Source organism: Pokkaliibacter sp. MBI-7 (assembly GCF_029846635.1).
Taxonomy (GTDB): domain Bacteria; phylum Pseudomonadota; class Gammaproteobacteria; order Pseudomonadales; family Balneatricaceae; genus Pokkaliibacter.
In genome coordinates this window covers 314,532-327,797 of the sequence record NZ_JARVTG010000001.1, presented here as the reverse complement: position 1 = coordinate 327,797, position 13,266 = coordinate 314,532, and the positions used below count along the sequence as shown (strand labels likewise).

The following is a 13,266-nucleotide window of genomic DNA, read 5'->3' as shown; positions in this document are numbered from 1 at the left end:
ATGCAGGATCTACTGTCTCAGGATGAAATTGATGCGCTATTGCATGGTGTCGACGATGGTGATGTCGAAACCGAGGGTGACGTAGAGGTAGATGGTGCTCGGAATTACGATCTTACCAGCCAGGATCGTATTGTTCGCGGACGTATGCCCACTCTGGAAATGATCAACGAACGTTTTGCTCGCTACACCCGAATCAGTTTATTTAACCTGCTACGAAGAAGTGCCGATGTCTCCGTAGGGGGGATTCAGATCCTGAAGTTTGGCGAATATGTACATACTCTATATGTTCCGACGAGTTTGAACCTGGTGAAATGCCGCCCGTTGCGTGGAACCGGTCTGTTCATTCTTGACGCCAAGCTGGTTTTCAAACTGGTGGATAACTTCTTTGGTGGGGATGGGCGGCATGCCAAGATTGAAGGGCGTGAATTTACACCTACCGAGACTCGTATCGTTCAGAAAGTACTTGAGCTGGTCTTTCGGGATTTGCACGAAGCCTGGGCACCAGTGCTCAAGCTTGAGTTCGAGTACGTAAACTCTGAAGTTAACCCCGCAATGGCAAATATTGTCAGCCCAAGCGAAGTGGTCGTTGTGAATACCTTTCATATTGAATTAGATGGTGGTGGTGGGGATCTTCATATCACTATCCCCTATGCCATGCTGGAGCCGGTGCGGGATATCCTTGATTCCGGGGTACAGAGTGACGTGGATGAGAAGGATGAGCGCTGGGTGAAGGCTCTGCAAAGTGAAATCATGGATGCTAAGGTGCTGTTGAATTCTGTTGTCGCGCGCAGACAGGTCACGCTTCGTGACATCCTTGAAATGGAGCCGGGTGACGTAATTCCTGTAGATGTGCCAGAGGTGTTAACCTTGACTGCAAACAATATTCCTATATTCAAGGGGCGTCTGGGAGTCAGCAGGCAAAACTTGGCTTTCAAGGTAAAAGAGCAATTCAAGTTACCACGTTAACGTCTTCCACGTTGAAGAGAGTTCTAGGTAAGGTGGCATAGATATGTGCCGCGCTGTTTAAGGGCTTAAGAATCAGGTATCTGAGCTGTAGTAATCTATGAGTAACGAAAATACCCCAAAAGACGAAGAAGCTATGGCTGATGAATGGGCCGCAGCGCTTTCTGAACAGACCTCTGATGCGGCGGATGACTGGGCTGCTGCAATGGCTGAGCAGGAAAACGATGATGCTCAGCGTGTCGAGCTCGATGAATTGCGTGATGAGGGGCGTAGAGTAGACCTGGAAAGGCCTAACCTGGATGTCATTCTCGATATTCCGGTAACCATCTCAATGGAGGTTGGGCATACCGAAATCTCCATTCGGAACCTTCTGCAGTTGAATCAGGGGTCTGTAGTTGAACTGGATCGCATGGCTGGAGAGCCTCTGGATGTGCTGGTAAACGGTACTCTGATTGCTCACGGTGAAGTGGTTGTGGTCAACGAGCGTTTCGGTATTCGTCTGACCGATGTCATCAGCCCGTCAGAGCGAATCAAAAAGCTGCGATGAATAGGTTCATTACGGTATTCCTGCTGTTGGTCAGTATTAACTCAGCTCGAGCTGCTGAGACGCAGGTTCCGCTTTCTCATGTTGATTTTTCGCCATCAGCATCTGCCTTGAATGTTGTTACAGGCCTGGTCGTGGTCCTGCTTTGTATGTGGGGCGTGGTCTGGCTCATGCGACGTTGGCAGAATGGTGGGCTTGCAGGCAGAAAAGACTGGCGTGTTATCGCAGCCCTGCATCTCGGCCAGAAAGAGCGCCTACTCCTGGTTCAGGTTGGGGATGAACAGTTTTTGCTTGGTGTTACTGCGAATGGCATCAATCAGCTTGCAAGATACGCTGAGCCTGTGCTCAAGGAAGACATGTTTGCCAATAAACTGTCCCAGGCGCTGACCAAATACCAAAAGGAACGTAAATGACGTTCAAGGTAATGCTCAGGGTCTTTCTGCTTTTGTTCGGGTTGATGCCTGCAATACTATTGGCTGCAGAGCCAGGTATTCCAGCTATACAAATCACGCCAGGGCCAAACGGATCTCAGAATCTGACAGTTACGATGCAGATTCTGCTGGCAATGACTGCGCTGACCTTCTTGCCAGCGTTCGTCATGATGATGACGTCGTTTACCAGAATCATCATTGTCTTTTCAATACTGCGTCAGGCTCTAGGGCTGCAGCAGGCGCCATCCAACCAAGTCATGATAGGTCTGGCTCTGTTTCTGACGTTCTTCATCATGTCCCCGGTATTCGATCAAATTAATGCTAATGCGGTTCAGCCTTATCTAAGTGAGAAAGTGGATGCTCGCACTGCAATCGATGAAGCGGGTAAACCATTGCACAAGTTCATGATTGAGCAAACGCGTCAGGCTGATCTGGCGATGTTCATGCATCTTGCGGGCAAGGAAAAGGTCGATTCTCCTGCAATGGTGCCGTTTAATGTCTTGGTGCCTGCTTTTGTGACGAGTGAGCTGAAAACGGCATTTCAGATAGGCTTTATGATCTTTATCCCCTTTCTAGTCATTGATCTGGTAGTAGCGAGCGTATTGATGGCGATGGGTATGATGATGCTGTCTCCAGTCATCGTTTCTCTGCCTTTCAAACTGATGCTTTTCGTGCTGGTGGATGGCTGGAGTATGATCATGGGGACACTGGCAGCAAGTTACGGAATGTGAGGTCGCCATGACACCTGAAGCGGCTCTTGATATGTATCGGCAAGGTTTCATGTTGATCATCGTGCTGGTGTCGGTGATTGTTTTGCCTAGTCTTGTCGTGGGACTGATCGTGTCAATATTTCAAGCTGCTACCCAGATCAACGAACAGACTCTCAGCTTTTTGCCGCGTTTGCTGGTGACTATCGGTGCCATCATGTGGACTGGTCCCTGGATTGTTGAAAAAATAATGGACATGTTCAACTCGCTGTTTGTCAATATTCCTTTGCTGATCGGCTAGTATGTTTCAGCTGGATGTGCCTACCCTGACGAGCTGGATGTACGGTTATCTCTGGCCACTATTTCGTATTGCTGGCTTTATGGCTGCAGCACCCATCTTTGGTACTCAAACCATTCCCTCAAAAGTTCGTGTTTTTCTTGCTATGGGGTTGGCTGCTCTGCTGGCGCCCATCTTGCCAGCGGGCCCAGCTCCGGATGGGCTTAGTCTTGCGACCTGGCTTCAGGTTGGGGCACAAACACTGATCGGGATAATGATCGGTTTCTCTGTGCAGATATTATTTCAAGTGTTCACTACAGCTGGGCAAATACTTGCTATGCAGATGGGGCTCGGGTTCGCTTCTGTGAACGATCCTGTCAATGGGCTATCTGTAGTGGCGTTGGGGCAGTTTTATATGCTGTTAAGTACTGTCCTGTTTCTGCTGATGAATGGGCATTTAACGCTGCTGCAGCTACTGGCGAACAGCTTTATTTGGTTGCCTGTCGGGCATTGGCCTGCGCTGGACTCCTATTGGATGCTGGCAGATGCTGGGACCTGGTTGGTATCGAGTGCGCTGTCATTAGCTCTGCCGGGGGTGATAGCGCTGTTGTTGGTAAACTTTTCTCTAGGGATTATTACCAAGGCGGCACCTCAGCTGAACATTTTTGCGGTAGGTTTTGCATTTCTGCTTATGTTTGGTCTGTTTATTTTCTGGGTTGGGCTGTCTGATATGGTCTGGCAGCAGCAGAATTTTATGTTGGACATCTTTGATCTGACGAAGTCTTTGTTTGGAGCATCGTGATGTCTGATTCAGATCAGGAAAAGACAGAACAGCCAACGGCGAAGCGTCTTGAGCAAGCGCGGGAGAAGGGGGACGTTCCCCGGTCTAGGGAGTTGAGTACTACTGTACTGCTTGTGATTTGTGGCTGTTTCATGCTCTTTTTTGGCCAGCGTATCGTTGAGGTCTTTATTCAGTTGATGCGCTTCAATCTGTCGATTGATAAAGCAGCTTCCAGTGATCCGATGATGATGTTTGCTCATCTGGAGGTCACGGTAAAAGAAGCACTGATGTCCATTATGGGGTTGTTGATAGGGCTGGCTTTTGTAGCTATTGCTGCCAGTGTGCTCATGGGAGGGTGGAATTTTACCCTTGAGGCCTTACAGCCCAAGTTGAGCAAACTGAATCCTCTGGCTGGGATCAAACGCATGTTTTCTATCAACTCCCTGGTGGAGTTGGTGAAGTCCTTTGCCAAGTTTGCTGTAGTGGCTGGTATGGCCATCTATATGATTCGCTCAGATCAGGATCAGCTGATGCTGATGGCTCGGCAGGATATCATGACGAGCATGGCGAATGGATTAGAGCTATTACTGTGGGGCTTTATCTGGCTTGCGTGCTCATTGGTGCTGATTACGCTGATTGATGTTCCATATCAGCAATATCAGTACATGCAAAAGCTCAAAATGACCAAGCAGGAGGTCAAGGAGGAAATGAAAAATGCGGAGGGTAATCCCGAAATCAAGGGACGTATCCGCCGCTTGCAAAGAGAAATGACATTTCGCCGTATGATGTCTAATGTGCCAAAGGCGGACGTGGTGATCACTAACCCCACTCATTATGCGGTCGCTTTGCAGTATACAGGGCACAAAGCCCCAGTCCTGGTTGCAAAAGGGGAGGAGCTGGTAGCCGCCAAGATCAGAGAGATTGCGGATGCACACAAGGTGCCTATCATTTCGGCACCAGCACTGGCTCGATCTGTTTACTACAACACAGAAATTGATCAGGAAATTCCATCTGGGCTGTATATGGCAGTGGCGCAAGTGCTTGCATATATAACCCACCTCAAAGCCTGGAAAAGACGCCAGGGGCCCAAACCTGTTGAACCTACGCAGTTTGATATTCCTTCGGAGCTCAGGCACGAGTGAGACGTCTGGCTGCATTATTGCTGTGCTACTTTGCAGCAACCATGGAAGTCTAGTGTTAGCTATTTGTGTCTGGCTATCCCGGTCGGTAGCAGTATTGCGGCAGGGGCATAATTGCGTATGCTAACACTGCATTTCTGTGGCTTAGATTGTTGATGGCTATTAATCGCGCACAAGTTCTATCTACTCTTCGGGGTCTGGGGCAAGGGAGTCTAGGGGTTCCTGTTGTCCTTCTGGTAATGCTGGGCATGATGACATTGCCCATGCCTCCTTTCCTGTTGGATGTATTCTTTACATTCAATATTGCTTTGTCACTGGTCATTCTTCTTATTTCTGTCTATATCCTGCGACCTCTTGATTTTGGAGTATTTCCGACCGTTCTGCTGGTGGCGACACTGCTGCGGCTTGCGCTAAACGTTGCGTCGACTCGAGTTGTATTGCTTTATGGCCACGACGGTGGGGATGCTGCCGGTAAAGTTATTGCTGCTTTTGGTGAGGTAGTAATTGGCGGTAACTATGTTGTTGGTCTGGTGGTTTTTGCCATCTTGATGATCATCAACTTTGCTGTTGTTACCAAGGGTGCAGGCCGTATATCGGAAGTAAGTGCCCGCTTTGTTCTTGATGCGATGCCAGGCAAACAAATGGCAATCGACGCGGATCTGAATGCTGGTTTGATTAACCAGGAGCAAGCCCAGACGCGCCGTAAAGAGATCACCCAGGAGGCAGAGTTTTACGGATCCATGGATGGTGCCAGCAAATTTGTTCGTGGTGATGCTGTCGCTGGCATCTTGATTCTGTTTATTAACATTATTGGCGGCTTACTGATAGGTATGCTGCAGCATGGATTGGCTTTTGGTGATGCGGTTCAAATCTATACGTTATTAACCATTGGTGACGGACTGGTTGCTCAGATACCGTCTCTGATGCTGTCTACCGCTGCTGCAGTCATTGTGACTCGTGTGAGTGCTGCTGAGGATGTCGGTACGCAAATTACATCCCAGATGTTTGCCTCCCCTAAGGCGATGGGGATTACGGCGGCCATCATGTTCATCATGGGAAGTATTCCTGGCATGCCTCATGTGTCTTTTTTGGGCTTGGCTGCTGCAGCTGCTGGCGGTGCATACCTGATTGACAAGAAGAATAAGGAAAAAGAAGCGAGGCAGTTGTTGGAGAAAGATAAGCCCAAGGCACCAGTGCAGGCTCCTGAGCAGAAGGAGCTCAGTTGGGACGATGTGGGTCCTGTGGATATGATCGGGCTGGAAGTGGGCTATCGCCTGATACCACTTGTCGACAAGAGCCAGGGTGGTCAGCTGCTGACGCGTATAAAGGGGGTGCGGAAAAAACTGTCACAAGACTTGGGTTTTCTGGTGCCCTCTGTGCATATTCGTGACAACCTTGACCTGATGCCAGGCGGCTATCGCATAGTGCTGATGGGGGTCACGATAGGTGAGGCAGAGATTTATCCCGACAAAGAAATGGCTATCAATCCGGGTCAGGTATTTGGTTCATTACGCGGTATTGAAACTCGTGATCCAGCGTTTGGACTGAGTGCTGTCTGGATTGATCCTACGCAAAAAGACCATGCACAGACTCTGGGGTACACAGTAGTTGATCCTGCAACAGTTATTGCCACTCATCTCAACCAGGTAATGCAAGAGCATGCCGCTGAATTGATCGGTCATGAGGAAGTTCAGCATTTACTTGATAACCTTGCGAAAAGCGCGCCAAAACTGGTCGAATCCTTGGTGCCTGGGTTACTATCAGTTAGTATTGTATTGAAAGTATTACAAAATTTACTGAGAGAGCAGGTGCCTATCAGAGATATTCGTACTATCGCTGAGGCTCTTACTGAGTTGGCAGGAAGAAGTAAGGATCCGCAGCAATTGACAGCTGCCGTCAGAATTGCGCTGTCCCGACTCATCATTCAGAACATAAATGGTACTCAAACCGAACTGCCAGTTATGACGTTAGAGCCAAAGCTGGAGCAGATTTTGCTTAAGTCTTATCAGCAAAGTCAGCAAAATCATGAGGATGGCCTTATACTTGAGCCTGGAATGGCTGAGCGCCTGCAGTCTTCACTGCAGCAGTCAGCGCAGAATCAAGAGGTGGCAGGGCGTCCTGCGGTATTGCTCGTTGCTGCACCGTTGCGTAACTTGATGGCTAAGTTTGTACGCTATGGCAGTCATACTATTCATGTACTGTCATATCAGGAAATACCGGAAAATAAACAGATCACTATTGTTGCAACTGTGGGCGGTTAACCCTCTTTAGAGAATTTTCCGATTAGGTCTGTTGTTAACTTTATGAGCCAACACCCCATTGGGCACTTGCACAGGAGGCGAAGTTGAAGATAAAGCGCTACTTCGCGCCTGATATGAGACAAGCGATGCGTCTGGTCCGGCAGGAAGTTGGTCCGGACGCTGTTATTTTGTCCAATAAAAGGGTGGCTGGTGGTGTTGAAATCATGGTGGCCATTGATTATGAGCCACCAGTAAAGTCGGCTCCTTTGCCCCAGACACGAGCAACAGATCCCATTAAGGATGAACGGGCAGGTACTTCGCCGTTATCGCACGGTCGGACGCAACCTCCAAAGCCGGCTGCTGGAGCTTCCTCTTCTCCATTGTCTCAACGCTTTCAGCAAGTGAGAGATGCTCAGCAAGGTAGGATTCATGAGCCGATTCCAACAAAAAGTAGCCCGACACCAGGCTTGGATAAGGAGTCTGTAGCTGAGTTGTTACGGCGTCTGGAGCAGGAGCGACAGTCGCGAAGAAGTGAGCATGCGGTTCGTGAGTATGGTTCTGTCGCGTACGAGGGGCAGGCTCCACAATCTTCATCCGAGCACGTTGATACTTTTTCACAAGAGGTACGGACGCTTAAGGAGCTTACTTCTGCCAGGCCTGTGAATCCAGAGCGGCATGTTGAACTGGAGCTGTCAAACACCCACCAGGATGAGGCAAGAAGGCAGGATGATAGTCGTGTAATTAACTCAATGCGCGGTGAGATTGAACAGCTGAAAGGTATGCTTGAGCAACAGCTGAAAAATACTCAGCAGGCCGCTACAAGTACCAGTTTTGCAGAACGCAGTAAGCCACTGCAGATACAGATTCAAACTCGTTTACATAAGATGGGTTTGAGTGTGCCGCTATCGAGACAGTTAATACATGCTTTGGATAGTGGTTTAGAGCCCAAGCAGGCATGGCGTCAGGTCCTGCAACGCTTGGCAGCTGCTATATCGACGTTTGATGCTGATCCTGTCGAGAGTGGGGGGATGTTTGCCCTGGTTGGGCCTACAGGCAGTGGCAAAACCACGACAATTGGCAAACTGGCAACTCGATATGTCTTGAAACACGGTAGTGCTGGCTTGGCGCTGGTGACAACGGATTGCTATCGTGTTGCTGCTCATGAGCAATTACGTGTTTTCGGGCATATATTAGACGTGCCGGTACGCGTGGTTGATGAGCGTCATTCTTTGAATGAAACATTGCGCTCACTTCGGGATAAAAACCTGGTTTTGGTGGATACTGCCGGGATGAGCGCCCAGGATGTGCATAGAGACAAGCAACTTCACCAATTAAGCCAGGTTAGCATTAAATTGCGCAAACTGTTGGTTTTGCCTTGCACCAGCCAGGTACAGGTGCTGAGATCGGCATATCAGTCTTATCGCCCATTGGGAATCGATGCGGGTATTCTGACTAAGTTAGATGAGGCGGTTAATCTCGGTGAGGCATTGAGCGTAGTTATCGAACATGCCCTTAAAATAGCCTACATTACTGATGGGCAGAGGGTGCCTGATGATCTGGCTCTCGCCAAGTCAGGTCAGCTGGTAAGCAGAGCAGTGCATGCTATTGATAATCTCATGCCAGCAGCTGTGAGCTCAGAGCCAGCCAGGACTTACGGCAGGGCAGGTTGATTTTAGAATTTTAGTCAATGGTGTTGGTAAAAGTAACAAGATAGTTATTCGTTCGGGGCGGTTATAAGGAAGAGCATGTATAACCAGTTGTATCCGTCATCAAGCCACGATCTTGTGAGTCGTTATGCCCCCTTGGTAAAACGTATTGCTCACCATTTGCTGGCGCGCTTGCCTTCATGTGTATCGGTTGAAGATCTGATCCAGGCTGGGATGATTGGTTTGATAGAGGCGTCCCGGAAGTATGATGCTAGCAAAGGGGCGAGTTTTGAGACCTATGCAGGGATCAGAATTCGAGGAGCCATCATTGATGAGGTGCGAAAGGGCGATTGGTCGCCGCGTTCAGTGCATCGAAATGCGCGCCGCATAAGTGAGGTTATTCAGCAGATTGAAGCAATGCATGGCAGAGATGCCAAGGATTATGAAGTGGCTGCGGAACTGGGAGTGTCTCTGGATGAGTACTACAGTATGCTGCAGGATAGCGCCTCAACACGGCTGTTCAGTTATGAAGAGCTTACAGATCAGGAGGATGACGGGCCTGGGGTTCAGATTGCCGGTGATCATGCATCACCAGAGGATCAACACCAGAAGGAAGCTTTTGCAGGTGCGCTGGCAAAAGCAATTGAGTTACTACCTGAACGTGAGCGCTTGGTGCTTTCGTTGTACTACGATGAAGAGCTGAACTTAAAAGAGATTGGTGCAGTCCTGGGTGTTAGTGAGTCCAGAGTTTGTCAAATTCATAGTCAGGCAGCTATGCGATTGCGCGCAAAGTTGTCAGGTTGGCAGCTTCAGGTATAAAACTCACCTTGTAAAGATTTGAAGTTAAACTAATTTTTATAAGAGCTTTGGGCTCAGCCGTTGAGGCATGACGGAGGTTGCCTTGGATAAAAACATGAAAATTCTTATCGTTGATGATTTTTCGACGATGAGACGAATTATCAAGAATCTGCTGCGTGATCTTGGCTTTACCAACACGGTAGAGGCTGATGACGGTAGTACGGCATTGCCGATACTGAAAAGTGGAAATATTGATTTCCTCGTCACCGACTGGAACATGCCTGGCATGTCAGGTATCGATCTGCTGAAGGCAGTTCGTGCCGATCCCAAGCTGGCTCGTTTACCTGTCCTGATGGTAACCGCTGAAGCTAAACGCGAGCAGATTATCGCTGCTGCACAAGCTGGTGTTAACGGATATGTGGTCAAGCCGTTTACCGCTGCGGTTCTTAAAGAAAAGATTGAGAAAATCTTTGAACGTATAGAAGCCACTTCGTAACTAAGGTAACCCTGTATGTCAGGACAAGAGAAAACGGATCTGCAAGAGTTTGAGCAGACCCTGATACGGGGGGCTGAGGAGATAATGGGGCAACTGGAGTCAGGTGATTTCAGTGGCGCTATTCGGGTTATTCATCGCCTCAGCGAGGCTCGTAATGAGGCCTTGTTTAGAGAAGTCGGTAAGTTAACTCGTGCGTTGCATGAGTCAATTAAGGCCTTTCACTCTGACTTTGAGCACAATGTTCTGATTGCCCATTCAGAAGATGTTCAAAACATCACAGATGCTTCCGAGCGTTTGAATTATGTTATTGAACTTACAGGTACAGCGGCTAATCGCACCATGGACATGGTGGATGAGAGTATGCCCGTAGCTGAAAAGCTAGGTAGCCAGGCCGAGCTATTGAGAGAGGATTGGGAGCGCCTCGTTAAGCGTGAAATGGATGCCAAGGCATTCCGTGAATTATTCAAGCGAACCTCTGAGTTCCTTAAGCAAGTTGAGTCTGGCTCCAAATCTCTTAATACCAACCTTACCGAAATTTTGATGGCCCAGGGTTATCAGGATTTGACCGGGCAGCTTATACGCCGGGTGATATCGCTCGTCACAGAAGTTGAGCGAAATCTGGTGCAGATGGTGCGTATGGCAGGCAAGGTGGATTTCATCTCTGGAATTACCCATGACTTCGAGCCACAGGATCAGAAAACAGAAGAGCAAAAAATAATTGGCGAAGGGCCACAACTTCCTACAGGAAGCCAGGACGTAGTATCTGGCCAAGACGAAGTCGATGACCTGTTGTCCAGCCTGGGATTCTGAGGAGTGACCGGATGAGCTTAGAAGTGGATGAAGAGATCCTCCAGGACTTTCTTGTCGAGGCAGGAGAAATTCTGGAATTGTTGTCTGAGCAGCTGGTGGATCTAGAGCAGCGTCCAGATGACAAGGATCTGTTGAATGCAATTTTTCGTGGATTTCATACTGTAAAAGGCGGGGCTGGATTTCTTCAGCTGACCTCCTTGGTTGACTGTTGCCATGTCGCGGAAAACGTATTTGATGTGTTGCGTACTGGAAAGCGACATGTTTCTTCTGAGCTCATGGATGTAGTTCTTCAGGCACTGGATACTGTCAACGCAATGTTTGAGCAGGTACGCTCTGGTCTTGAGCCAGAGCCAGCAGATCCTGAGTTGCTGTTAGCTCTGGGAAGGCTTGCTGAGCCAGCCTCAGAGGCGGAGCGGAAGGCAGCAGAAGCAGAACCTTTGCGTTCGCTGGAGGAAGAGCTGGCAGAGGCTGAAGAAGCTGTTGAGGTTGAAAGCGCTAGTGCTGGCGGCGATATTACCGATGATGATTTTGAAAATCTGTTGCAAGCCATAACGTCGGATGACTTACCTGTCGATATTTCTGAGACTGATAGCTCGTCTGGTGATGACAATATCACCGAAGATGAGTTTGAGAGCTTGCTGGATGAGCTACATGGTACTGGAAAAGGACCTGTAGGTAGTTCAGATGCGAGTGACTCAGGGTCTGATGATCTGGATCCGAACGGCGACATCACTGATGCCGAGTTCGAAGCGCTTCTAGACCAGTTGCATGGTCAGGGCAAGCATACAGGCTCGCCAGAAGTCGCTGATGATACCCAGGAAGTGTCAGAGTCTTCTGCGTCCAGCGTCCGGGGCCCAGTCAAAGCATCAGGTGAGGAAGACCTCATCTCTGATGACGAATTTGAACGTTTAATGGACGAGTTGCAGTCTCAACACAAGGGTGCCTTTGCGCACTTTGGTGAGTCTGATGGAGCACCTGCTGCCGCTGCTCATCCTGTCAGCGCCACGCCTCCTGAGGTGAAAAAGCCTGTATCTGTGCAGAAAGTTGAGCCTGCCAAGCCAGCCTCTGTGGTCAAGGCTGAAACTGTTAAGCCTGCAGTTGAAAATAAACCTGTACCTCCTAAGCCGGTTGTGCGTGCAAAGCCCGAGCCTGAAAAAGCTTCGGTAGAGGTCTCTGAAGATAAGGCTGGTTCAGTCCCTGCGCGAGCTGCGGTTGCAGATAAGGCGGGTTCCGCAGCTCCTGCTGCAGAGACCACTGTTCGTGTTGATACAAAGCGCCTTGATGACATCATGAATATGGTGGGCGAGCTGGTATTGGTGCGAAATCGCTTGGTACGTTTGGGGTCGAAGCACGCTGATGATGAATTGGTTAAGGCAGTTGCCAGCCTGGATGTTGTCACAGGAGACCTTCAGACTTCCGTGATGAAGACACGGATGCAGCCTATCAAGAAAGTATTTGGTCGCTTCCCCAGAGTGGTTAGGGATCTTGCCCGTACACTGAGGAAAGAGGTTAATCTTGAGCTGATCGGTGAAGAAACAGACCTTGATAAAAACCTTGTCGAAGCATTGGCTGACCCACTTGTTCACCTTGTTCGCAATGCCGTGGATCATGGTATTGAAAGCCCTGAGGAACGAGAGCAGGCAGGTAAAGGCCGTATCGGTAAAGTAGTACTTTCTGCTCAGCAAGAAGGTGACCATATCCTGCTTTCCATTGAAGATGATGGAGCAGGTATGGACCCTGACAAGTTACGCAAAAAAGCGGTTGAAAAAGGCGTTCTTGATGCAGATGCTGCAGAACGTCTCAGTGATACTGAGTGTTTTAATCTTATATTTGCCCCCGGCTTTTCTACCAAGACCGAGATATCAGATGTATCAGGTCGTGGCGTTGGCATGGATGTAGTTAAAACAAAAATTACTCAGTTGAACGGTTCTCTAAATGTTCGTTCGGTGAAGGGCAGGGGCTCGCGCATTGAGATTAAGGTTCCTTTGACGCTCGCCATTATGCCCACTTTGATGATTATGCTGGATGATCAGGCATTCGCGCTGCCACTGGTGAATGTGAATGAAATCTTCAATCTTGATCTTAACAAGACTAACGTAGTCGATGGTCAGGAAGTGGTAGTTGTCAGAGAGAAGCCATTGTCGCTGTTCTATCTACATCGCTGGCTGGTTGCGCGTGCCAGAGATGAGAAAGGATCCAAGAGTGGTCATGTTGTAATTGTGACCGTAGGTACTCAGCGAGTTGGTTTTGTCGTAGACCAGTTGGTTGGCCAGGAGGAGGTGGTTATCAAGCCTCTGGGACGAATGCTTCATGGCACGCCAGGTATTTCAGGGGCGACCATTACTGGTGATGGACGTATCGCGTTGATTTTGGATATACCCAGCATGCTTAAACATTACGCATCTCGTTAAGTGTCTGGGGTTGAGGAGCTAAC

The 13,266-nt window shown here is 49.0% G+C and carries 13 protein-coding genes; all 13 read left to right on the top strand.

Annotation, left to right across the window (positions count from 1 at the left end; all coding sequences use genetic code 11):
- The 13 genes from fliM to QCD60_RS01575 all read left to right on the top strand — a co-directional run bounded on the left by fliM (nt 1) and on the right by QCD60_RS01575 (nt 13,243).
- Nucleotides 1-966, top strand: a complete 966-nt coding sequence (gene fliM, locus QCD60_RS01635) for a flagellar motor switch protein FliM (RefSeq protein ID WP_104152453.1) — start codon at nt 1-3, stop codon at nt 964-966.
- Between the two features lie 97 nt (nt 967-1,063).
- A complete protein-coding gene (gene fliN / locus QCD60_RS01630; protein ID WP_104152452.1) occupies nt 1,064-1,510 on the top strand; it encodes a flagellar motor switch protein FliN in 447 nt (148 codons plus the stop codon).
- Nucleotides 1,507-1,920, top strand: coding sequence for a flagellar biosynthetic protein FliO (fliO, locus tag QCD60_RS01625; RefSeq protein WP_279781780.1), 414 nt, complete (start codon nt 1,507-1,509; stop codon nt 1,918-1,920). The genes fliN and fliO overlap by 4 nt, the downstream gene beginning before the upstream one ends.
- Nucleotides 1,917-2,669, top strand: a complete 753-nt coding sequence (fliP, locus tag QCD60_RS01620; RefSeq protein ID WP_279781778.1) for a flagellar type III secretion system pore protein FliP — start codon at nt 1,917-1,919, stop codon at nt 2,667-2,669. Before fliO ends, fliP begins: the two co-directional genes overlap by 4 nt.
- Before the next feature lie 7 nt (nt 2,670-2,676).
- Nucleotides 2,677-2,946, top strand: a complete 270-nt coding sequence (fliQ, locus tag QCD60_RS01615) for a flagellar biosynthesis protein FliQ (RefSeq protein WP_104152450.1) — start codon at nt 2,677-2,679, stop codon at nt 2,944-2,946.
- A gap of 1 nt (nt 2,947) precedes the next feature.
- Nucleotides 2,948-3,724, top strand: coding sequence for a flagellar biosynthetic protein FliR (fliR, locus tag QCD60_RS01610; protein WP_279781775.1), 777 nt, complete (start codon nt 2,948-2,950; stop codon nt 3,722-3,724).
- Nucleotides 3,724-4,845, top strand: coding sequence for a flagellar biosynthesis protein FlhB (gene flhB / locus QCD60_RS01605; protein ID WP_279781773.1), 1,122 nt, complete (start codon nt 3,724-3,726; stop codon nt 4,843-4,845). The genes fliR and flhB overlap by 1 nt, the downstream gene beginning before the upstream one ends.
- Before the next feature lie 152 nt (nt 4,846-4,997).
- Nucleotides 4,998-7,103 carry a flagellar biosynthesis protein FlhA gene (gene flhA, locus QCD60_RS01600; RefSeq protein WP_279781770.1) on the top strand — a complete coding sequence of 702 codons (2,106 nt, stop codon included), beginning with the start codon at nt 4,998-5,000 and terminating at the stop codon, nt 7,101-7,103.
- A gap of 83 nt (nt 7,104-7,186) precedes the next feature.
- On the top strand, nt 7,187-8,752 hold the full coding sequence (gene flhF / locus QCD60_RS01595) for a flagellar biosynthesis protein FlhF (protein WP_279781768.1): 1,566 nt from the start codon (nt 7,187-7,189) through the stop codon (nt 8,750-8,752).
- Between the two features lie 75 nt (nt 8,753-8,827).
- Complete coding sequence (locus tag QCD60_RS01590; RefSeq protein WP_104152446.1) at nt 8,828-9,547, top strand: RNA polymerase sigma factor FliA; 720 nt, start codon at nt 8,828-8,830, stop codon at nt 9,545-9,547.
- Between the two features lie 82 nt (nt 9,548-9,629).
- Nucleotides 9,630-10,022, top strand: a complete 393-nt coding sequence (gene cheY / locus QCD60_RS01585) for a chemotaxis response regulator CheY (RefSeq protein ID WP_104152579.1) — start codon at nt 9,630-9,632, stop codon at nt 10,020-10,022.
- A gap of 15 nt (nt 10,023-10,037) precedes the next feature.
- The gene (locus QCD60_RS01580; RefSeq protein ID WP_104152445.1) at nt 10,038-10,832 is read left to right on the top strand and encodes a protein phosphatase CheZ; all 795 of its coding nucleotides are present in this window, start codon (nt 10,038-10,040) and stop codon (nt 10,830-10,832) included.
- 11 nt (nt 10,833-10,843) lie between these two features.
- The gene (locus tag QCD60_RS01575; protein ID WP_279781762.1) at nt 10,844-13,243 is read left to right on the top strand and encodes a chemotaxis protein CheA; all 2,400 of its coding nucleotides are present in this window, start codon (nt 10,844-10,846) and stop codon (nt 13,241-13,243) included.
- Nucleotides 13,244-13,266: the final 23 nt, after the last annotated feature.

Excerpts from the sequence above, each read along its gene's own strand:
- fliQ (WP_104152450.1), top strand. The coding sequence starts at position 2,677 with ATGACACCTGAAGCGGCTCTTGATATGTATCGGCAAGGTTTCATGTTG.
- fliP (WP_279781778.1), top strand. The coding sequence starts at position 1,917 with ATGACGTTCAAGGTAATGCTCAGGGTCTTTCTGCTTTTGTTCGGGTTG.
- flhA (WP_279781770.1), top strand. The coding sequence starts at position 4,998 with ATGGCTATTAATCGCGCACAAGTTCTATCTACTCTTCGGGGTCTGGGG.
- fliM (WP_104152453.1), top strand. The coding sequence starts at position 1 with ATGCAGGATCTACTGTCTCAGGATGAAATTGATGCGCTATTGCATGGT.
- QCD60_RS01580 (WP_104152445.1), top strand. The coding sequence starts at position 10,038 with ATGTCAGGACAAGAGAAAACGGATCTGCAAGAGTTTGAGCAGACCCTG.
- fliO (WP_279781780.1), top strand. The coding sequence starts at position 1,507 with ATGAATAGGTTCATTACGGTATTCCTGCTGTTGGTCAGTATTAACTCA.
- QCD60_RS01590 (WP_104152446.1), top strand. The coding sequence starts at position 8,828 with ATGTATAACCAGTTGTATCCGTCATCAAGCCACGATCTTGTGAGTCGT.
- fliR (WP_279781775.1), top strand. The coding sequence starts at position 2,948 with ATGTTTCAGCTGGATGTGCCTACCCTGACGAGCTGGATGTACGGTTAT.
- flhB (WP_279781773.1), top strand. The coding sequence starts at position 3,724 with ATGTCTGATTCAGATCAGGAAAAGACAGAACAGCCAACGGCGAAGCGT.
- QCD60_RS01575 (WP_279781762.1), top strand. The coding sequence starts at position 10,844 with ATGAGCTTAGAAGTGGATGAAGAGATCCTCCAGGACTTTCTTGTCGAG.
- fliN (WP_104152452.1), top strand. The coding sequence starts at position 1,064 with ATGAGTAACGAAAATACCCCAAAAGACGAAGAAGCTATGGCTGATGAA.